The 20506-nt window shown below is 58.2% G+C and carries 13 protein-coding genes and 2 pseudogenes; 11 read left to right on the forward strand and 4 right to left on the reverse strand.

From position 1 onward, the window contains the following. Positions 1–337 precede the first annotated feature (337 nt). Complete coding sequence (locus AABM55_RS14590; protein WP_054597237.1) at positions 338–1252, reverse strand: LysR family transcriptional regulator; 915 nt, start codon at positions 1250–1252, stop codon at positions 338–340. A gap of 267 nt (positions 1253–1519) precedes the next feature. Between AABM55_RS14590 and AABM55_RS14595 the strand changes: the two genes are divergently transcribed. The 4 genes from AABM55_RS14595 to pgm all read left to right on the forward strand — a co-directional run bounded on the left by AABM55_RS14595 (position 1520) and on the right by pgm (position 7844). After that, the gene (locus AABM55_RS14595) at positions 1520–2542 is read left to right on the forward strand and encodes a zinc-dependent alcohol dehydrogenase family protein (RefSeq protein ID WP_054597238.1); all 1023 of its coding nucleotides are present in this window, start codon (positions 1520–1522) and stop codon (positions 2540–2542) included. Positions 2543–3140: 598 nt separating this feature from the next. Next, positions 3141–4616: a hypothetical protein gene (locus AABM55_RS14600; RefSeq protein WP_347929969.1), complete on the forward strand. Its 1476-nt coding sequence runs from the start codon at positions 3141–3143 to the stop codon at positions 4614–4616. A gap of 55 nt (positions 4617–4671) precedes the next feature. Beyond that, entirely contained in the window at positions 4672–6072 is a 1401-nt protein-coding gene (locus AABM55_RS14605) for a PLP-dependent aminotransferase family protein (protein ID WP_347930034.1), read from the forward strand. 125 nt (positions 6073–6197) lie between these two features. Continuing rightward, positions 6198–7844 (forward strand): phosphoglucomutase (alpha-D-glucose-1,6-bisphosphate-dependent), encoded by a 1647-nt coding sequence (pgm, locus tag AABM55_RS14610; protein ID WP_347929970.1) that lies wholly within the window; start codon positions 6198–6200, stop codon positions 7842–7844. A 54-nt stretch (positions 7845–7898) separates the two neighbouring features. Here pgm and AABM55_RS14615 read toward each other — a convergent pair. Then, positions 7899–9152: pseudogene (locus AABM55_RS14615) on the reverse strand (IS3 family transposase). Positions 9153–9267: 115 nt separating this feature from the next. Continuing rightward, positions 9268–9963, reverse strand: a complete 696-nt coding sequence (locus AABM55_RS14620; RefSeq protein ID WP_054597308.1) for a pirin family protein — start codon at positions 9961–9963, stop codon at positions 9268–9270. Between the two features lie 276 nt (positions 9964–10239). Between AABM55_RS14620 and AABM55_RS14625 the strand changes: the two genes are divergently transcribed. After that, a complete protein-coding gene (locus AABM55_RS14625) occupies positions 10240–12714 on the forward strand; it encodes a UvrD-helicase domain-containing protein (protein WP_347929971.1) in 2475 nt (824 codons plus the stop codon). Positions 12715–12793: 79 nt separating this feature from the next. On the opposite strand, the gene AABM55_RS14630 is transcribed toward AABM55_RS14625, so the two are convergent. Further along, positions 12794–13066 carry a DUF1652 domain-containing protein gene (locus AABM55_RS14630; RefSeq protein ID WP_054597310.1) on the reverse strand — a complete coding sequence of 91 codons (273 nt, stop codon included), beginning with the start codon at positions 13064–13066 and terminating at the stop codon, positions 12794–12796. Positions 13067–13312: 246 nt separating this feature from the next. Here AABM55_RS14630 and AABM55_RS14635 point away from each other — a divergent pair. From AABM55_RS14635 to AABM55_RS14660, 6 genes and pseudogenes are all read left to right on the forward strand, one after another. Further along, positions 13313–13421 (forward strand): annotated as a pseudogene (locus AABM55_RS14635) (spermidine/putrescine ABC transporter substrate-binding protein PotF); the annotation flags it as partial. 470 nt (positions 13422–13891) lie between these two features. After that, positions 13892–15316, forward strand: coding sequence for a serralysin family metalloprotease (locus AABM55_RS14640; RefSeq protein ID WP_347929972.1), 1425 nt, complete (start codon positions 13892–13894; stop codon positions 15314–15316). Between the two features lie 103 nt (positions 15317–15419). Further along, the gene (locus AABM55_RS14645) at positions 15420–15806 is read left to right on the forward strand and encodes an AprI/Inh family metalloprotease inhibitor (RefSeq protein WP_103314561.1); all 387 of its coding nucleotides are present in this window, start codon (positions 15420–15422) and stop codon (positions 15804–15806) included. A 217-nt stretch (positions 15807–16023) separates the two neighbouring features. Beyond that, complete coding sequence (locus AABM55_RS14650) at positions 16024–17802, forward strand: type I secretion system permease/ATPase (RefSeq protein WP_347929973.1); 1779 nt, start codon at positions 16024–16026, stop codon at positions 17800–17802. A 14-nt stretch (positions 17803–17816) separates the two neighbouring features. Next, entirely contained in the window at positions 17817–19133 is a 1317-nt protein-coding gene (locus AABM55_RS14655) for an HlyD family type I secretion periplasmic adaptor subunit (RefSeq protein WP_347929974.1), read from the forward strand. A 2-nt stretch (positions 19134–19135) separates the two neighbouring features. Next, the gene (locus AABM55_RS14660; protein ID WP_347929975.1) at positions 19136–20500 is read left to right on the forward strand and encodes a TolC family outer membrane protein; all 1365 of its coding nucleotides are present in this window, start codon (positions 19136–19138) and stop codon (positions 20498–20500) included. Positions 20501–20506: the final 6 nt, after the last annotated feature.

Consider the following 20506-nt stretch of genomic DNA (forward strand, 5'->3'; position numbering starts at 1 on the left):
CGGGCTGGATACCACGCCCGAATGGGTAGAGTCGCGCACCGGCATTCGTGAACGCCGAATGGTCAGTGACGGATTGAGCATGCTCGACCTGGCAATCAAAGCCGGCGCCCGTGCCCTCGCCTTAGCAGGTGGGCGGACGGTGCAGGCTGTGCTGGTCGCGCCCACCTCGCCGGAGCCCATCTGCCCGGCGGTGGCACCGGAAGTGGCGTCGGCACTTGGGCGACGTCGCAGCCTAATGACATCACCTCTGCCTGCAGCGAGCCGCAGTGCCTGCGGCTCTTTTATGGGCCGTTGTGAACGCCCGGTCGCCAGCGATTAAGCGCTGCGCCGGTTTGATTCAAAGACTCTCAGGGTCCCCAAAAAACATCTGAATCCGCGACCTTAGCCAGCGCTCACCCGGATCGTTGTCCTGCGAGCCGCGCCAGGCCATGTGCAGCTCGAAGGTTCGCGTCGGCAGCGGCGGGTCTTCGGCGCGTACGCCACCGGCGGCGGTCAGTGCATCGGCGGTGTAGTCCGGCACGGTGGCGAGAATATCGGTGCCGGCCAACAGCGTCCCCAAACCATTGAACTGCGGAACCGCGAGCACCACATGACGCTTGCGCCCGAGTTTCTCCAGTTCTTCATCGATGAAACCGCTGAGGTCGCCGGCGAAGGACACCAGGGCATGGGGGCGAGCGCAGAAGTCGTCCAGGCTCAAGGCGCCGGGGACCGAGTCGGCGCGCAGCAGTTTCGGCATGCTGCGTCGCAGGACTTTGCGTTTGGCGTTGGCGGGCAGATCGGTGGTGTAGCTGACGCCAATCGAGATTTCGCCCGATGCCAACAGGCTCGGCATCAATAGATAGTTGACGCGTCGCACCACCAGCACGATGCCGGGCGCCTCCGCGCGCAAGCGCTTCAACAGCATCGGCAGCAGGGCGAACTCGACATCATCCGAGAGGCCGATGCGAAACACCGCGGTGCTGGTGGCCGGGTCGAATTCAGCGGCGCGACTGACAGCGGTCGAAATCGAATCCAGCGCCGGAGAGAGCAGGGCGAAGATTTCCACCGCCCGGGCCGAAGGCTCCATGCTGCGACCGGTACGCACAAACAGCGGGTCGTCGAACAGGCTGCGCAGGCGCGATAACGCCGCACTGATGGCCGGCTGGCCGAGAAACAGCTTTTCCGCCGCGCGGGTCACGCTGCGTTCATGCATGAGGGTTTCGAACACGATCAACAGGTTCAGGTCGACACGACGCAGGTCATTACGATTCATCTGGAGTCCTGGCAGAGTCAGCAAACTTGACGAGAGCGGCCATATGAGAACAATGGCCGGCATGAATCTTACGGGGAAAGGCTGTTACTCTGCACCGAGTAATTCATTTTTCCCACAATGCTGGTTCGGTTTTCTACGTTGATTGACGTATTGCCGGGGCTGCGGAATCAATGACAGGCATGTCGACTATTAATAGCCACTGATGGTCTTGGTCAGAAAGCCCAGATAGAGTTCAGGGCATTAGAGGTTACTTTGACGAGGTTTGCGATGTCCCGCACGATCCGTTTTCACAAGTTTGGTCCTGCCGAGGTGCTCAAATGCGAAGAGCATGCGGCAGCTCTGCCAGCGCCGGGCGAAGTGCAGGTGCGTGTCGAAGCGATCGGCATCAGTTGGTATGACATCCTCTGGCGCCAGAACCTGGCGTCTTCCCATGCCCGGTTGCCATCGGGCCTTGGCCATGAAATGGCCGGCGTGGTCACCGCCGTCGGCGAAGGTGTCGATGATCTGGCCGTGGGTGACAAGGTCGCCAGCTTCCCGGCAGAAAGTCCCAATGACTATCCCGTCTACGGCGAGCAGATCGTGCTGCCGCGTTCGGCGCTGACGCGCTATCCGGATGTGCTCAGCCCGATCGAAGCCGCTGTGCACTACACGCCGCTGCTGGTTGCCTACTTTGCCTACGCCGATCTGGCACGGGTCAAGCCTGGCCAGTTTGCACTGGTCACCGATGCGAGCCATTGTGCCGGCCCGTCCTTCGTGCAACTGGGCAAGGCCTTGGGTGTACGGGTCATTGCCGCGACCAAAACGGCCAGCGAACGCGAGTACCTGTTATCCCTGGGTGCCGAGAAGGTGATCGTCACTGAAGAGCAGGATCTGCTCATGCAGATCAACAAGCTCACCGACAACCGCGGTGTCGACGTGGTATTCGACGGCCTCGGTGGTCCGCAGATGTCGATGCTCGGTGACGTGCTGGCGCCTCGTGGCAGCCTGGTGCTGTATGGCCTGCAAGGCGGCAACCAGACTCCGTTCCCGGCCTGTGCAGCGTTCCAGAAAAACATTCAGTTCTTCGTGCACTGCATCGGCAACTTCACCGGCAAACCGGAACTCGGGATCATTCAGGACCAGGTTGCACTGCAACGGGCCTTGCGCGATATCAACCAGTTGACGGCTGACCGTGTACTGCTGCCACTCAAGACCCGGGTCTTCCCGTTTAGCGAGTTTGTCCAGGCGCACCGTTACATGGATGAGTGTCCGTGTCACGAACGAGTGGCGCTTCAAGTAGAACCTGCATGACGCTTGCGCAAGAGTCCGTGTTGACGGGCTCTTGCATTTTTGTTGTACGGGTAAACCTCTCATCCCCCTTTGTCATCTGCCGGTTCAGCAACTGAACTGGTTTTTGCTCCTGATCTGTATCTTCTAATCATCATATAAGCCCTGATAATTGAATGATTAATTTCATCTCAAGGAATGAGTCATGGCTGGGCATGTTTTTTTAATGGGTACTGCTTTGGGTGCTATGTATTCGGACCATTGCTCGCCTGCGCTTCGCGTTGAAGCGCGGCAAGTAAGCGGTTCGCTTGTTAGTTATGGAAGTATTGCCTTGCTCTGGTTTCCTTATTTCTCGTGCTCATTGTCTGTGGGACGTTGTCGGAAAAATCCTAGGCCGCCCATCCGGCCCGTCGGAGCGCTTGGTCTCGGGGGTTGTGGGCGATTGACTCGGTCGTGAATGCTATTTCTATAACAATCGTTTCAAATAGTTACCACAACCAAAGTGTTAGCATTTGAAAGCAGATACTCACGATAAGCCGTAATCAGCCATCACCGATCGCAGATCGTGCAAGCAAATGATTGTTTGTGCGATGCCGACTTTTTGAATATCAGGTAAATGACAATGAGCGCAACTCATGATCAAGCGATGAACTATGTCTATCAGCAAGTTTTGCAGCGGTTGCTGAGTTTCTTTTCTCGCGCGGAACGTACTGCATTGCAGTTGTTGATCCAGCGTCTGGTGGTGGCTGCCGGGGGAATGGACAGAATCGGTACTTACAAGGTGCTGATGATGCACTCGGGAACGCGCGACAGTTGCTACACATTGGCATTCCTGCGTGCCGCGCAGTTGAGTATCGCGGGCAGAGCGCCAGCGACCTTCCAGTTGCGTGTCGCCACGCTACGGCTGGGCGGGACGACGCCGATGATCATGGAGAATATTCATAGCAGCTACGGCGCCCTGTTTGTCTATGACGATCCTCGGGTAGAGGTGGTGATGGTCGATAACCGCGAGGTCTTGCCCTTCAGCCATCTGACGCCGATGTCTGAGGCAGGTCGCGATTTGAATCGCACCAACATGCTGATGCTCGGCCATCTGCGAGGGGCTCACGGGGTGCTTGAAGCGTGTGACGACGGCTATCTGGCGACAGGCGAGTTCTACTTGCAGATGGCCCGATGGGAGGGCGGTGTCGATACGCTGATCAGCGGTGAAACCGTGCGTCAGCAAAAGCGGTTTTTGACCGGCCTGATGCGCGAAGCACAAAAGGCCGGCCTGCCGACAATCACACATCCGGCCTTCAGTTATGAAGGATTGTTCTCAACGCTCGATCAATTGGGCGGCGACTGTTATCGCGAGCTTTATGCGGGCCATGAAACGGTCGAGTGGCGGCCACGCGAGAGCTTTGAGACGCGACGCGGCGCAGACTACATCGATATCCAGGACCTGGTGACCGGCAACATGGAGGAGCGCTGGCCATTACTGACCGATTTTCTCGGGCTGCAACCGGATGAAATTGACGTTCACCTGCGCGAAAACGAATTCGCCAGTCCTTTGCTCTCGGCCCATTTGCGGGGCTTGCAGGCCTGCTTCGTGAACGGCCTGGCCTACGAAAACGGATTCAGCGAGTACATACAACGGGCGTTGTTGAAGATGCGTAAACGACGTCTGCCCGAGCGGCTTTGCGAGCAGGTGCTGGAGGTCTACGGCAATCCACGCGCGATGGCTGAGCTTCGGACCCTGGCGTCGGCCGAGGCTCAGCAAGCACTGGGCCTCAATGAAACACAGCAGCTGTGCCTGCTGTTCGCCCCCTTCGTCGATGCCGGTGCCGGGCTTGAGCACTTTTTGCGCCGCTGCCATCCCGGCATGTTGGTGGCGATGCCCGAACTGCACAAGGCGATGCAGGGCAATGCCGCTCCTGAGCAAGTCATGCAATGGATGATCGACGTCAGCGGTTTGTCGGTCAGCCTGATCTGCAAGCTCTACGGCATGCGCTCGGGGTCCGGGATCGGGCTTGAGGCGGGTGATTCGGGCTTGAGTGCCGAAGGCGCGGGAGAGTTTCAGGTGGACGATGCGCTGAGTGAACGGTCAGCGAGACGTTGAAGGAGTCTGGTTTGACCGATTCAAACACTACCTGCACAGCGATTGGCCAGCGTTCATGAAGGGGCAAAGGGAAACCGATTTTGCCTACCAGGCCGTGTACCGATACCTGACCAGCCTGATTAATGAAATGGCGACTGAAGCACCGATCAAGCTGCCTTCGCTGAGGCAACTGGCGGACCGGTTGAACGTGTCGATTTCAACTATCCAGTACGCCTATTCGCTGCTGGAGAAAGAAGGGCGAGTGTATTCGGTGGCAAAGTCCGGCTACTACGCGTTGCCGGTTTCCTTGAATACGTCGTTCAGCAGCGGCAACGACCTGCTTGAAACGGTCTATGTCAGCGCAAGGCGCCCGGGAATGCTGGTCCTGAGTATCGACGAGCCCGCGCTTTTGCAGTCGCTGGACAGTCCGCTGTTACTGCTGGAGCGGGAATTGGTGCGCCAATATCCGCGCCAGCCGCAGCTTCACTCACAGCCGTGTGGCGAGCTGGAATTACGTACTGCGCTGGCGGCACGCTACACCACTTCACCGGCACGCTGCTGGCATGCCGATGATGTTTACATCGGTGCCGACTGGCGAGGTGTGCTGGAAATACTGATCGCAGTGCTCGAACTCAAGGATGCGACCGTGCTGGTCGAATCGCCCTGCGACTGGGCCATTTTGCGCTTGTTCCAGACCGCTGGCGTGCAGGTGATCGAGTTGCCGATAGACAGCAACGGCTGCCTTGACCTTGAGTTACTCGAGCATTTGCTCCGGACCGAGGCGGTTCGCCTGGTGGTGCTGTCGTCGGGCGTGAGCATGCCGCGCGGCAGCCTGATGCCGTCGGACAACCGGCAATCCACCGCCGAGCTGTTGGAACAACACGGCAGTTGGGTACTGGAAAACGACGTGTACGGCGAACTCGCTCATGAGCCGCATGAACGTCGTTTTCGCGATGTGCTCGATCCTGATCGACTGATCGTGTTTTCCACCTTCGAAAAGCTCATGGGGCCTGAGGCGCCTTACGGTTATCTGCTTTCACGGCATTTGAGCGTGGAGTTGCAGCGGCATTTTTTGCTGCGCGCGTTTCGCCTGTCGCCGATTCGTCAGAAAGCCATCGCACGCTTGTACAGCAGCGGCCGTATCGACCAGCACTTGCTGGTACTGCGCCGGCTGTTGAAAGAGCGTAAAAGCCGAATGACCCAAATGCTGCAGGACCGTCTGAGCGACTCGCTGGAATTTGTCGAGCCGGCGGGCGGGGCGACCATCTGGGCGCGTTCGTTACGGCCGGTCGATGTGCGGCGGGTCTTCCAGCGCATGCTCAAGCAACAGGTGGTGATTGCCCCCGGCGAACTGTTCAGCCTGCATGGGTTGTATTCGCAGAACGTCAGGCTCAGCCACACATTCAGCGGGCAGCATGACCTGGAGGCTGCATTGACGATGCTGGCAGATGCGTTGAGGCTTGAACTCATCGATTGACCGGGCGTCAATATACCCAGCTGATGTCTGGATAGATTTTGTCTGGATAGATATCGTCGCTCTCTGGTCAAACTGCCAGTAAACTGCGTCCCCATTCCTGAACCACTCTTTTTCAGAGGTTTTGCATGACACTCAGTCCTTTTGCGGGCAAACCGGCACCCGTAGAGTTGTTGGTCGACATCCCGCGACTGGTAACGGCCTATTACACCGGCCAGCCCGATGCCTCAGTTTCAACCCAGCGCGTTGCGTTTGGTACTTCAGGCCATCGTGGCAGCTCGTTCGAGCTGAGTTTCAACGAATGGCACGTTTTGGCCATCAGCCAGGCCATCTGTCTGTATCGCGAAGCCCAGGGCATTGACGGCCCTTTGTTTGTCGGCATCGACACCCACGCGCTATCGACGCCAGCCGGCGCCAGTGCGCTGGAAGTCCTCGCCGCCAATGGCGTGACCGTGATGATTGCCGAAGGCGACGAGTACACGCCGACGCCAGCTATTTCCCACGCCATTCTTTGCTACAACCGCGGCCGTACGTCGGGGCTGGCAGACGGCATCGTCATCACGCCGTCCCATAACCCGCCGCAAAGCGGCGGTTACAAGTACAACCCCACCAACGGTGGCCCGGCCGATACCCACATCACCAAGTGGATCGAGGCCAAGGCCAACGAGTTGCTGGCCAACAAGCTTGCAGGTGTCAAACGCATCAGCTACGAGCAGGCACTCAAGGCCAGCACCACCCATCGTCACGACTACCTCAATACCTACGTCGCCGATCTGGTCAACGTGATCGACTTCGACGCCATCCGAGGCGCCAACCTGCGCCTGGGCGTGGATCCGCTGGGCGGAGCAGGGGTGCGCTACTGGTCGGCGATTGCCGAGCATTACCGCCTGAACCTTGAGGTGGTGAACACCCAGGTCGACCCAACGTTCCGTTTCATGTCCGTCGATTGGGATGGCCAGATTCGCATGGACCCATCGTCCAGCTACGCCATGCAAGGCCTGATCGGTCTGAAAGAGCGTTTCGACGTGGCGTTCGCCTGCGACCCGGACCACGACCGTCATGGCATCGTCACCCCGTCCGGCGGCTTGCTGGCGCCGAACAACTACCTGGCCGTGTCCATCGACTATCTGTTCCAGAACCGCCCGCAATGGCGCGCCGATGCGGCGGTGGGTAAAACCGTGGTCAGCAGTGGCTTGATCGACCGCGTTGCCAAGCGCCTGAACCGTCGTCTGTACGAAGTGCCGGTCGGTTTCAAATGGTTTGCCGATGGCCTGTTCGACGGCTCGCTGGGTTTTGGCGGCGAAGAAAGTGCCGGTGCCTCGTTCCTGCGTAAGGATGGCGGCGTCTGGAGCACCGACAAGGACGGCCTGATTCCAGCCTTGCTGGCGGCTGAAATGACCGCTCGCACAGGACGCGATCCAAGCCAGGCTTATCGCGCACTGACCGATGAACTGGGTGAGCCGTTCTCGGTACGTGTCGATGCCAAGGCCAACCCCGAGCAAAAAGCCTTGCTCGGCAAGCTGTCACCAGATCAGGTCAAATCGACACAACTGGCTGGCGAAGCGATCCAGAGCATTCTCAGCAAGGCGCCGGGTAACGACCAGGCGATCGGCGGGCTGAAAGTCATGACCGAAAATGGCTGGTTCGCAGCCCGTCCTTCGGGAACCGAGGACATCTACAAGATCTACGCCGAAAGCTTCATTGGCGACGATCACCTCAAGCAATTGGTGCAAGAGGCACAAACGCTGGTGGATGGCGCAATCAGCGCGAAATAATAGAGAGCCTGTGGCGAGGGAGCTTGCTCCCGCTCGGCCGCGAAGCGGTCGTGTCTAGTCCTGAAATAGGTTTACACCTGTTTCACTTCAACGCCCGATGCACCGCATCGGGCGTTTTGTATTTCAAAGACAAGTGCGGTCGCTCGCCGTTATAGATCGATACCGACTCACTCACCATCTTCTTCGCCTGCGTCAAATCCTGCGGTCGCTGGAGCATAAGCTCTGTCTTTAATATCCCGTTGACCCGCTCTGCCAATGCATTCTGGTAGCAGTCATAGCCGTCCGTCATAGAACACCGGATGCCGTGTTTCGCGTGCAGTTCCTGGTACATTCCCGAGCAATACTGGCTGCCTCTATCCGAGTGGTGGACCAGCGACTGCTCCGTTCGACGGCGTTTCACCGCCCGGCGCAGCGCATGCGCTACCGACTCGGCGTGCAGGCTCTCATGGACGTGATAACCCACGATCTTTCGCGAAAAAGCATCCGTCACGAGGCTTAGATAGGCCACGCCTTCCTGAGTTGGCAAATAGGTGATGTCAGCCACCCAGACTTGTTCCGGGCCGCTTGCAACAACCTGATCAGGACCGGGCTTGAGCAGGTTCGGATGGCGTCGAAAGCGATGATGGCTGTCGGTCGTTTTGTGATAGGCCCGCTTGCGGACCACCAATAAACGCCTTTCGCGCAGAATCGAAAACAGCCGATCTCGACCCACTTGCAGCTCAAGTTGAGGCTGGCAATGCAGCAAGTAATGCAGCTTTCGGGTGCCCAGACGTGGCTGCCGCTGACGCTTTTGCTGAACGAAATCGGCAACTTTCTGATCCAGAACGCGGCGAGCAGCATCGGCGCGATTGCGTTTGTAGTAAGCCTGTCGGCTTATCCCCATGAACTGGCAAGCCCTGCTGATACTCAGGTTTTGGACTCGCTTTTGCGCGAGGACTTGCCGGGACGCTTTTTTATGACAGAGAGGCCGTAGTCATTCTTCAAGACATCCACGACAGCTTCGAAAAACTGCGCTTTCTGATTGGACAGAGCCAGCTGCTCTTCAAGCTCTTTGATGCGTTGCTCTGGCGTTAATGGTCGGTTTTTGTCGGGCATAGACCCCATCCTCGGCGAGCCAATGTATGTGCCTGGGCTCCAATCTTGCCGACCATGCTTGCGCAACCACGTCAGAACGGTCGTTTTGCCTTGAATCCCGTAGCGCTCCTGAGCCTCTTTATAACTCAGCTCGCCTTTTTCGACCTGGTCGACGACCGACAATTTAAAAGTCAGCGTGTAGTCTCGCTGACTCCGCCTTTTTGCCGTTTCCATTACGCCCTCCTGAAAATAGATCAGAAGGTGTAAACCTTATTCAGGACGGGACACACAGCCGAAAAAAGGGGTGACCTAAATGGTCACCCCTTTTTTGCATCTGGCCTTCAGCGCATCAAGCCAGGTCCACCAACACGATTTCACTGTCCTCGATGGCGGTCACCCGCAGCACCTGCTCCTGCGCAACCGCTACACCGTCTCGAGCTTGTGCACGCAAGCCATTGACTTCAATGACTCCAGTGGCAGGCACCAGGTACGCCCGTCGACCGTTGTCCAGTCGATACTCGGCGGTTTCGCCAGCCTTCAGGTTTGCCGCCACCAACCGTGCATCGGCGCGGATCCGCAGGCTTTGGTCGTCGCCGGCCTTGCCGCTGGCCAGGGTCACGAAACCTTCGCGCTGACCTTGGGGAAACGGTTTGGCACCCCAGGACGGCGCCAGTCCGGTTTCATTCGGGATGATCCAGATCTGGAAAATCTTCGTTGCCGTCGATTCCAGGTTGTATTCGCTGTGAGCAATCCCGGTGCCGGCGCTCATGACCTGTACATCACCAGCCTCGGTGCGACCCTTGTTACCCAGGTTGTCTTCATGGCTGATCGCACCTTCGCGAACGTAGGTGATGATTTCCATGTCCCGATGCGGGTGTTTCGGGAATCCGGTGCCCGGCGCAATCACATCGTCGTTCCATACTCGCAGGTTGCCCCAGTTCATGCGCTTGGGGTCATGGTACTCGGCGAACGAAAAGTGATGATGGGCATCCAACCAGCCATGGTGGGCGCCGCCCAGGGAATTGAAGGGTCTGAGTTCAAGCATGATCGTCTCCTGAAAAGGTTCGTCATGGGGCGGAACGCTTGAGCCGCAAAACGAGAACCGGTGGTTGATGGCAAGCATCATCTATCAGTTAACAATCGATAAAAAGCGTAAAAAATGCCTTAATCCAATCAGCTTATTAGATGTTATTTAAGGGCTATATTCTACGTTCCAGCATTCACTTCATCGCTTAAACCAATGATGGATAAGCATTTGACTAGAACTCGCCGGCAAATGAAGACACCATAGCCTGCAACAGCCTCACACCCTGGAGTCAGCGTGCCGCGTCACAATCCCGATCTTCCTTCCGAGCTTTTGCCCCTGGCCGAGATGCCGTTGCTCAAACGCCTGGCCGCGCGTTTTTTTGGCCACGGCCTCAATCGCCTGCGCGCGCAGCACCGGGCGTCCTGGCTGCATGGCCAGGCTGACGGCTTTCGCAGCGGTCATAGCGCGGGCGTCGACTACGGCTACAAGGAAGGCAAGCTGGACGGAATAGAAGAAGGCCGTCAGGTGCTGCTGATTCGCGACAGCCGATCCACCGAGCACCCGGCGCCGCGCATTGATGAAAACCTGTTTGACGACTGGCGGCTGCCCCTGAGTGCCGAGATCAAGAAGCGCATGAAGGCCGATGTCTCCCGTTTACTGCCGGAGTCGGCGCAGCCGAGCGCCGCCCAGTGGAAGATGATCTTCAGCGACACCCCCTCGACCTCGGTGATTGCCGGGGCGGGTGCCGGTAAGTCGACAACCCTGGCGCTGCGCATTTTACTGCTGACCCATTACCTGGGGTTTGAACTCGATTCGTTGACTGTGGTGACCTTCACCCGGGAATCGCGCAAGGACTTCATCAACAAGTTGATCGGGCTGTTTGCCGTGTGGGGCCGAGCGCTCTCCCAGAAAGACGCCCGCGACCTGGTGCGAACCTTCCACTCACGCATTCTGCCGATGGTCCGTAGCCTGCCGGGATTCGAGCGGCTGCAGGCTTTCGAAAACCTTAATGGCCGTTCGCTGTTCGATGACGCCGAGGTCGACAGCAACCCGTTCGATCTGCGGATCAACGACACTCAGCGCCAACAGCTCAATGCCTGTTTTCACCGGCTGTTTACTCAAAGCGAGCGCTTTCGCGAACTGATTACGCCGCTGTCCCGTCACGCCTTGCAGCTCAAGGAGCTGGAACGCGATCACCCGGATGTGCAAAAGCGCATGGCGGTGACCGAGTTGGCGGCCAAGCGCGATGAAGAACTCTGCGATGTCGTCGAAGATCTATGGATTCGCGCAGGCGCCTGGCCGATCAAGGGCATTGAGCCGAGCCGCCAGGCATTCGAGATCAACGGTTCGACCTTCCACTGTCACGGTTACATCCCAACCCTTGACGCTTGGGTCGTGCTGGGCTTCGACCCTCGTGAAAACCCGCAAGTCAGCCGTCCCAACGCCAAACTGACGGTTCGCGCCGAATGGGCAGTCAAACGCACCCTGTTTCAAGCTTTCTGTCGTAAGCCTTTGATTTGGTTAGATAGCTACGAATCTTCAAAGCGCGTATTAGCCACACTGGCAGGGGATGCCAGCGCCGGACCGGGGTTCGATTACAAGGTCAAGGGCGAACTCGGCTCCGCGCCGCTGCTCGACTGTTTTGTCGCGGCGGCCAGCTTTATCGAGAACCTCGGGCTGGATGTTCCGGCTGCCGTGGGCCAGATGAGTTTCGCCAAGGACGATCCTGACCGTTTGTTCTTTGAAGCGCTCAGCCTGTACTGGCGAGCCCTGGAGGATCACCTGCTGGATCAGTCGCCGCCGGTGATGACCTACAACCGGATGTTCGCCTTGTTCAGTGAGCATTCGCCAGAAAACCTCAAGCTGCTGAGCGATGAGTTGCTGCGACCGATGTCGCATTTGATGATCGATGAATTTCAGGACGTTTCCCCGCAAATCGTCTCCTGGATTCGCGCAACCCTGATGGAAATCCGCAGCCGTGGTCCGGCCATGCACATCGGGCGCGGGGCGCAACGCTCGTCGCTGCTGTGTGTCGGCGACGACTGGCAGTCGATCTATGGCTGGCGCGGCAGTTCGCCGAAGTACTTCATGGAGTTCAACAAGGAGTTTGCGTCACCTGCTACCACGCGGGTAATGCTCAGCGAAAACTACCGCAGCCATCAGCACATCATCGACGCTGCCGAGCATATCGTGCGCGCCGCACCGGCGATTCCCGGCAAAAAAGCCAAGGCCAGTGGCGAACCGGGGGAACTGCTGCCGGTCAACGTCCATGATCGGGATGATTCGGCCATGGCCAAGCGTCTGACAGAACACTATCGAAACGGTGATTCAATCTTGATGTTGTATCGAAAAAGTAGCGATAAGTCATTGATTGAAGAGCATATTTCTCCTGTAGTTAATGCTGATTCTAGCTTGCCGTTCGAGGCTCGACGGCTCAAGCAGCTGACCTATCACAGTGCCAAGGGGCTTCAGGCAGACGCGGTATTCCTGCTCGGCGATTGCCAGCACCTGACCAGTTCACCGTACAAGAATCAGGTCTATCGCATGGCCGGGTTGGGCAAGGACGGCGACGCGGAGCCTTATGACAGTGCACAGAAAGACGAGATTCTGCGGTTGGCTTACGTTGGCATCACCCGGGCAGTGAAGCACTGCTATTGGTACGTCGATGGCCAGGACAATCAATCGGTCAATATGCCCAAGGCATCCGACAGGATCGCGCAGGGCAAGCCTTTCTTCGCCGATCAGCGCGTTGCCAAGCAGTCAGCCTGAACAGGATGGTGCAGGCATCAGGAATGCCTTCGAACGAAAAAAGCCCACGCTGCGTGGGCTTTGATCTCAAGGGTGCGGCTCAAGAAGCACTTTTCAGGGCAGGAGGAGCAAAGGCTTCAAGCTCATCCTCCACCGCTTCGATTATTCGCTCGACATCGGCGGCGTTCATCACTGTAGCGCAGGGAATTCCGGCAATGGCGATCATGGTCTCGCCACTGGCACGATCAAACAACCGGGCAATCATGCTGTCCGGGGCATCCATGCTCGCCTCGAATCCCATGGGATGAAAATACCAGCGCATCAGCTGGCAGGCGTTTGGAAACGTAACCTTGCTCAACGACACTCTATTCATGTGCTGCCCGCCTTGTTCATCGAGCGCGTCCGTTAGCCCGTGTTTAGGAGGGATGGGCCCTCATTGGCCCAACCGTTTGAATTTTAAAAATAGCACTCGTTGGTGAAAGGACCGTGAAATCTTTAAGGCCGTTTGGCGATTGAAGCGCTGTCATTGATCTGGATCATGTTTTGTAGGGCATCGGGCGGAGCGCCGCCGATGCGCGTTGCGTCAACCGGCATCGGTTTCAGCTATGACGTCTACGGCACCAAGGTGTATCCGAGCCGGGAAATGATCGACAAGCTGTTTGTCCATCCCGCTGAACATCGACCGGGTTCGTACACGGTTGGGGAACAAGATCCGGACGGGGAGTTGAGGGGGTAAATTCCGTGCGGGGGCGAGAGCCAAAGATCAAAATATCGCAGCCTTCGGTAGCGCCTGCATCGGTGTTTACCTGTAGGCGCTGCCAAAGGCTGCGATATTTAGGTTAATGCACTTTAAGCCGAACGTTTACAGTGCGCTTTGAATGCAACTAGATGGCGCAAAGCCACATAAAACTGCGACGCAGCAATCAAATACAACTGTACTGTTATTTAATATTTAAATAGATCATTGTCCGACAATCCATCAAGGGGATTGAACTACAAAGATTATTTCGACCCGCCGGTCATTGTTTTCGGGAGTTTTGTGGAGCAGTTCAATTTGACGTCAAAAAAGTAGTAGACGTTTGATTTCGAAATGTGTCAGCTTCCTTACGCCTTCATTGGGCGAGTGATAGGACGATCTCGCCAGAGATTGTCGCTGTCTGACAAAAACTGTTCCATTGCTAAACAAGGAAGTGTGTTTATGTCGAAAGTAAAAGTGAACGCTATTGACTCACTGGCCGCCACAAGTAGCGCCTGGTCGCAGATCGATAGTTTCAGCCATCAGTATGACCGTGGCGGCAATCTTACGGTCAATGGCAAACCCTCCTACTCGGTAGATCAAGCCGCAACTCAGCTGTTGCGAGATGGCTATGCTTGGCACGATCTCAACGGCAGCGGCAAGATCGAACTCACCTACACGTTTCTGACGGCCCCGACGTCGAACTTCAGCGGCCTGGGTGTTACTGGTTTCAGTCAGTTCAGTGCCTTGCAGAAATCTCAGGCCGTGCTCGCCATGCAATCCTGGGGCGACGTTGCCAATGTCACCTTCACTGAAGCCGCCAAGGGCGGTGACGGTCACATGACTTTCGGCAACTACAGTGGCGGCCAGGAAGGTGCGGCCGCGTTTGCCTTCCTGCCTGGCAGCGAGCCTGGCTATGACGGCCAGTCGTGGTACCTGACCGGCAGTGGCTACAACGTCAACAAGACCCCGGGCGTGAACAACTACGGTCGTCAGACCCTGACTCACGAAATCGGGCATACCCTCGGTCTGTCCCACCCTGGCGACTACAACGCCGGCGAAGGCACTCCGTCTTACAACGACGCCGTCTATGGTCAGGACACGCGCGGCTACAGCCTGATGAGTTACTGGAGTGAAAGCAACACTAACCAGAACTTCAGCAAAGGCGGCGTCGAGGCTTATTCGTCCGGTCCGTTGATGGACGATATTGCTGCGGTGCAGAAGCTCTACGGCGCCAACATGAGCACCCGTACCGGTGACACCACCTACGGCTTCAACTCCAACGCCGGCCGCGATTTCTATAGCGCGACCTCGTCGTCGGACAAAGTCGTGTTCTCGGTGTGGGACGCGGGCGGCAAGGATACCCTGGACTTCTCCGGCTTCACCCAAAACCAGAAGATCAACCTCAATGAGGCCTCGTTCTCAGATGTTGGTGGCCTGGTAGGTAACGTTTCCATTGCCAAGGGCGTGACCATCGAGAACGCCATCGGTGGCTCGGGCAACGACTTGCTGATCGGTAACAGCGTGGCCAACGAGCTCAAGGGCGGTGCCGGCAGCGACATCATCTACGGTGCCGGTGGCGCGGACAAACTCTGGGGTGGCAGCGGTTCCGACACCTTCGTGTTTGCAGCAAGCTCCGACTCCAAGCCGGGTGCGGCCGATCAGATTCTGGATTTCACCAGCGGTCTGGACAAAATCGACCTGAGTGCCATTACCAACGGCGCAGGCCTGCACTTCGTGAATTCGTTCACCGGTGCAGCGGGCGACGCGGTATTGAGCTCGATCTCCGGTGGCAGCAGCCTTGCCATCGACTTCTCCGGGCACGGCGTGGCTGACTTCCTGGTCACCACCGTTGGCCAGGCAGCTACCACGGACATCGTGGCCTGAGTCGATGACTATGGGGGCAGCGCATCTGCGCTGCCCTTTGTCCTTGCCAGCGCCGCTGCGGTAGGCGAGCCTGCATAGGCTACAACCTGGAACGAAGCACCTTATGACCCATAACGCCTTTACCTACAGGGCAATGGCGTGGCTGATTGCCACGCTGATGATGTTTTCTGGAGATGTAGTCATGGCAAGCAGCCTGAGATTAGCGGACCCGTCAGAACTGGCCGGGCAATGGCAGGTTTACCTGACGGCACAGCCGCAGAACACCTGTTCACTGGAACTTGTGCAAAATCAAACATTGGCGGGCGATATTCAATGCCTCGCCGGTTGGCTGAGTGAAACACCCGTCGGTTGGTTCCCGGAACCCGACGGTATATCGCTGACCGGTAAAGAAGGTTCAAGAATTATTCATCTTGGCCGACAGCAGGAAGGGCGCTACGAAAGTACCAAACACTCTGATCCGCAGATTGTCCTGCAACGCGCTCCAGACTAAGAACACCAGGGTAAGTCGAGTCTTTTCCAGTCATGGAAATAACGACTCCCTCACAGTTTCTTGCTGACCGGTAAATAACCTGAACTATATATCGTCATGACATAGAGTTCGTTCGCTTGTCAGTTGCATTATTAAAAGCATACCCCCGCCAGAGTGGTGGGCAGTTAATTGGAACCGTGTCGAACTACCGCGCGGGCTATCAGCTCAGGGAAGATCAATGAGAATGGCGAAGACCACTCCCACTGCACCGCTATTGAAGGCGCTGGGCGACTATAAAAGTATTCTGATCAGCGTCGGTTGTTTCACCGCATTGATTAACGTACTGATGTTAGTGCCGTCGATTTACATGCTCCAGGTCTATGACCGGGTACTCTCCTCGCAGAATGAAACCACCCTGGCCATGCTGTCGCTGATGGTGGTGGGCTTTTTCGCGTTTATCGGTTTGCTGGAGACCGTGCGCAGCTTCATCGTGATTCGCATCGGCAGCCAACTGGAGCGACGTTTCAATCTGCGAGTCTATCAGGCCGCATTCGAGCGCAACCTTTTCAAGGGCGAGGGCAACGCCGGCCAATCGTTGGGCGATCTGACCCACATTCGCCAGTTCGTCACGGGACCTGCGCTGTTTGCGTTCTTCGATGCCCCGTGGTTTCCGGTCTACCTGTTCGTGATTTATCTGTTCAACGTCTGGCTGGGGGTGTTCGCTACCGTCGGCGCGGTGCTGTTGATCGGTCTGGCGTTCCTCAATGAGGCGATCACCAAAAAGCCCTTGGGTGAAGCCGGCGGTTACTCGCAACGGTCCACGCAACTGGCCACCAGTCATTTGCACAACGCCGAGACCATCCAGGCGATGGGCATGCTTGGGGCGTTGCGCAAACGCTGGTTCCAGGTGCATTCACGTTTTCTCGGCTTGCAGAACCAGGCCAGCGATACCGGTGCGGTCATCAGTTCCTTGAGCAAGACCCTGCGTCTGTGCCTGCAATCGTTGGTGCTGGGGTTGGGCGCCTTGCTGGTGATCAAGGGCGACATGACCGCCGGGATGATGATCGCCGGTTCCATCCTGATGGGCCGGGTGCTGAGTCCGATCGATCAGTTGATTGCTGTCTGGAAGCAATGGAGCGGGGCGAAGCTGGCCTACCGGCGGCTGGACGCTTTGCTGCAAGAGTTCCCTCCAAATGAAGACGCCATGGAGTTGCCCGCGCCCAAGGGCCAGGTGACCTTCGAACAGGTCAGCGCCGGCCCACCGGGCAAGCGCGCGGCGACCTTGCACATGGTGAATTTCAACCTTGGGGCCGGCGAGGTGCTGGGTGTGCTCGGTGCGTCCGGCTCCGGCAAGTCGACCCTGGCGCGGGTGCTGGTAGGTGTCTGGCCAACCCTGGCCGGCACTGTGCGGCTGGACGGTGCGGACATCCATCGCTGGAACCGCGATGACCTCGGCCCCTACATCGGCTACCTGCCACAGGACATCGAACTGTTCAGCGGCAGTGTCGCCGAGAACATTGCGCGCTTTCGCGAAGCCGACCCGCAGAAGGTGGTCGAGGCTGCGCAGCAGGCCGGTGTGCACGAGATGATCCTGCGCCTGCCACAGGGTTACGACACCGTGCTGGGCGAGGATGGCAGCGGTTTGTCCGGCGGCCAGAAACAGCGCGTGGCCCTGGCCCGAGCGCTGTATGGCAAGCCAAGCCTGGTGGTGCTCGATGAGCCGAATTCGAACCTCGACACCGTTGGTGAGGCAGCGTTGGCCAGTGCCATCGCGCAGATGAAAGCCCAAGGCACCAGCGTGATTCTGGTGACCCACCGTTCCTCAGCGCTGGCCCAGGCCGACAAGTTGCTGGTGCTCAACGAAGGCCGCCTGCAAGCCTTCGGACCGAGCCAGGAAGTGCTCAAGGCGCTGTCTGGCGCACAACAGGAACAGCCACGGGAAAAAACCGTCGCAGCACCGGCCGGGCTCAGCATGAGCCGCCAGTATCAGGCCTCGACCAAGAGCAGCGGTGTATGAGCAAGGACAGCGGCATGACAATCGAACAAGGTTACGCACCGGAGCGCCCTGAACGCGGCGCCGGTTATTTTGCCCGCTTGGGCTGGATACTCGCCGTGGTCGGCGCCGGCAGCTTTTTTCTCTGGGCCAGCCTGGCGCCCCTCGACCAGGGCATTCCGGTGCAGGGCACGGTGGTGGTGTCCGGCAAGCGCAAGGCTGTGCAATCGATGAGTGGCGGGGTGCTCAGCCGGATTCTGGTGCGTGAAGGTGAGGCGGTGAAGCAAGGGCAACCGTTGTTTCGCCTCGACCAGACGCAGGTCGAAGCCGATGTGCAATCCCTGCAAGCCCAGTACCGCATGGCCTGGGCCAGCCTGGCCCGGTGGCAAAGCGAGCGTGACAACCTCAAGCAGGTGAGTTTCCCCGTCGAGCTTAGCAACGACCCCGACCCGCGTCTGGCGTTGGTGCTGGAAGGTCAGCGACAACTGTTCAGCAGCCGCCGCGAAGCGTTTGATCGTGAGCAGGCCGGGCTGCGCGCCAACATCGAAGGCGCCACAGCGCAATTGGCCGGGATGCGCCGGGCGCGCACCGACCTGACCGCGCAGGCTGAATCCCTGCGCCAGCAACTGACCAACCTGCAACCCTTGGCGGACAACGGTTACATCCCGCGCAACCGGCTGATGGAGTTCCAGCGTCAGCTCTCGCAGGTCCAACAACAGTTGGCGCAGAACAGCGGCGAAAGCGGGCGAGTGGAGCAGGGCATTCTTGAAACGCGCTTGAAGCTGCAACAGCACAGCGAGGAGTACCAGAAAGAGGTGCGCAGCCAGTTGGCAGACGCGCAACTCAAGAGCCTGACCCTCGAGCAGCAACTGACCTCGGCCGGTTTTAATCTGCAACAGAGTGAAATCGTCGCGCCGGCCGACGGCATCGCCGTCAACCTCGGCGTGCACACCGAAGGCGCAGTGATTCGTCCGGGCGAAACCTTGCTGGAAATCGTGCCTCAAGGCACGCGTCTGGAGGTCGAGGGTCATTTGCCGGTGAACCTGATCGACAAGGTCGGTAGCCACTTGCCGGTGGACATCCTGTTTACCGCCTTCAACCAGAGCAAGACCCCGCGGGTGCCGGGCGAAGTCAGCCTGATTTCCGCCGACCAGATGGTCGACGAGAAAACCGGCGTGCCGTACTACGTGCTGCGCAGCAGCGTCAGCGATGTCGCCATGGAGAAACTCAACGGTCTGGTGATCAAGCCGGGCATGCCGGCCGAGATGTTCGTGCGCACCGGCGAACGCTCACTCCTCAACTATCTGTTCAAACCTCTGCTCGACCGGGCAGGCTTCGCATTGACCGAGGAATAAGGATGTTCCGTCGTATGAGCAAGCATTCCATTCTCGGGACCGCTATTGCATTGCTGGTCTGCACCAACGTTTACGCCATGGGGCCCTTTGAAGTTTACGAACAGGCGTTGCGCAATGATCCGATCTTCCTCGGCGCCATCAAGGAGCGCGACGCAGGTCTGGAAAACCGCACGATCGGTCGCGCCGGCCTGCTGCCAAAACTGTCGTACAACTACAACAAGGGCCGCAACAACTCCAAGGCCACGTCCCTGGACGAGCGCCGCCGCAACCAGACCGAAGACCGCAACTACAACAGCTATGGCTCGACGTTCACCTTGCAACAGCCGTTGTTCGACTACGAGGCATACGCGGCCTATCGCAAGGGCGTGGCGCAATCGCTGTTTGCCGATGAGAACTTTCGCGGCAAAAGCCAGGAACTGCTGGTTCGGGTGCTGACCTATTATACCCAGGCGCTGTTTGCCCAGGATCAGATCGATATCGCGCAAGCGAAGAAAAAAGCCTTCGAGCAACAGTTCCAGCAGAACGAACAGATGTTCCGTCAGGGCGAGGGCACCCGCACCGATATTCTCGAAGCGGAATCGCGTTACGAACTGGCCACCGCCGAAGAGATCGAGGCCCGCGACGAGCAAGACGCTTCCTTGCGTGAGCTGGGCGCGCTGATCGGTACGCGGGATATCGATATCAAGGACCTCGAGCCGTTGAGCGAGTCCTTTGAGTCGTTCTCCTTGCAACCGGCCAATTTCGACAGCTGGCATGAGCTCGCACTGAACAACAACCCGAACCTCGCTTCCCAGCGTCAGGCGGTGGAAGTGGCGCGGTTCGAAGTGGAGCGCAATCGCGCCGGGCACCTGCCCAGGGTCAGCGCCTACGCGACGGCACGCAAGAACGAGTCGGAAAGCGGCAACACCTACAACCAGCGTTACGACACCAACACCATCGGTATCGAGATCAGCGTGCCGTTGTATGCCGGCGGCGGGGTGTCGGCATCGACGCGTCAGGCCAGTCGCTCGATGGAGCAGGCCGAATACGACCTGGACTCGAAAACCCGCGAAACCCTGATCGAGCTGCGGCGCCAGTTCAGCGCCTGCCTGTCAGGGGTCAGCAAGTTGCGCGCCTATCAAAAGGCCCTGACCTCGGCCGAAGCGCTGGTGGTCTCGACCAGGCAAAGCATCCTCGGTGGCGAGCGGGTCAACCTTGATGCACTGAACGCCGAACAGCAGCTCTACACCACACGCCGAGACCTGGCCCAGGCCCGTTATGACTATTTAATGGCCTGGACCAAGTTGCATTACTACGCCGGCAACTTGCGCGAGGAGGACCTGGCCAAGGTCGATGAAGCCTTCGGCGCGCGTAAGACCACCCGATAAACGCCA

This window comes from Pseudomonas helvetica (genome assembly GCF_039908645.1).
In the GTDB taxonomy this organism is placed as follows: Bacteria; Pseudomonadota; Gammaproteobacteria; order Pseudomonadales; family Pseudomonadaceae; genus Aquipseudomonas; species Aquipseudomonas helvetica.

Coding starts and splice junctions, on each gene's coding strand:
- AABM55_RS14660 (WP_347929975.1), top strand. CDS start 19,136: ATGTTCCGTCGTATGAGCAAGCATTCCATTCTCGGGACCGCTATTGCA.
- AABM55_RS14595 (WP_054597238.1), top strand. CDS start 1,520: ATGTCCCGCACGATCCGTTTTCACAAGTTTGGTCCTGCCGAGGTGCTC.
- AABM55_RS14630 (WP_054597310.1), bottom strand. CDS start 13,066: ATGAATAGAGTGTCGTTGAGCAAGGTTACGTTTCCAAACGCCTGCCAG.
- pgm (WP_347929970.1), top strand. CDS start 6,198: ATGACACTCAGTCCTTTTGCGGGCAAACCGGCACCCGTAGAGTTGTTG.
- AABM55_RS14600 (WP_347929969.1), top strand. CDS start 3,141: ATGAGCGCAACTCATGATCAAGCGATGAACTATGTCTATCAGCAAGTT.
- AABM55_RS14655 (WP_347929974.1), top strand. CDS start 17,817: ATGACAATCGAACAAGGTTACGCACCGGAGCGCCCTGAACGCGGCGCC.
- AABM55_RS14620 (WP_054597308.1), bottom strand. CDS start 9,963: ATGCTTGAACTCAGACCCTTCAATTCCCTGGGCGGCGCCCACCATGGC.
- AABM55_RS14605 (WP_347930034.1), top strand. CDS start 4,672: ATGAAGGGGCAAAGGGAAACCGATTTTGCCTACCAGGCCGTGTACCGA.
- AABM55_RS14650 (WP_347929973.1), top strand. CDS start 16,024: ATGAGAATGGCGAAGACCACTCCCACTGCACCGCTATTGAAGGCGCTG.
- AABM55_RS14640 (WP_347929972.1), top strand. CDS start 13,892: ATGTCGAAAGTAAAAGTGAACGCTATTGACTCACTGGCCGCCACAAGT.
- AABM55_RS14645 (WP_103314561.1), top strand. CDS start 15,420: ATGACCCATAACGCCTTTACCTACAGGGCAATGGCGTGGCTGATTGCC.
- AABM55_RS14590 (WP_054597237.1), bottom strand. CDS start 1,252: ATGAATCGTAATGACCTGCGTCGTGTCGACCTGAACCTGTTGATCGTG.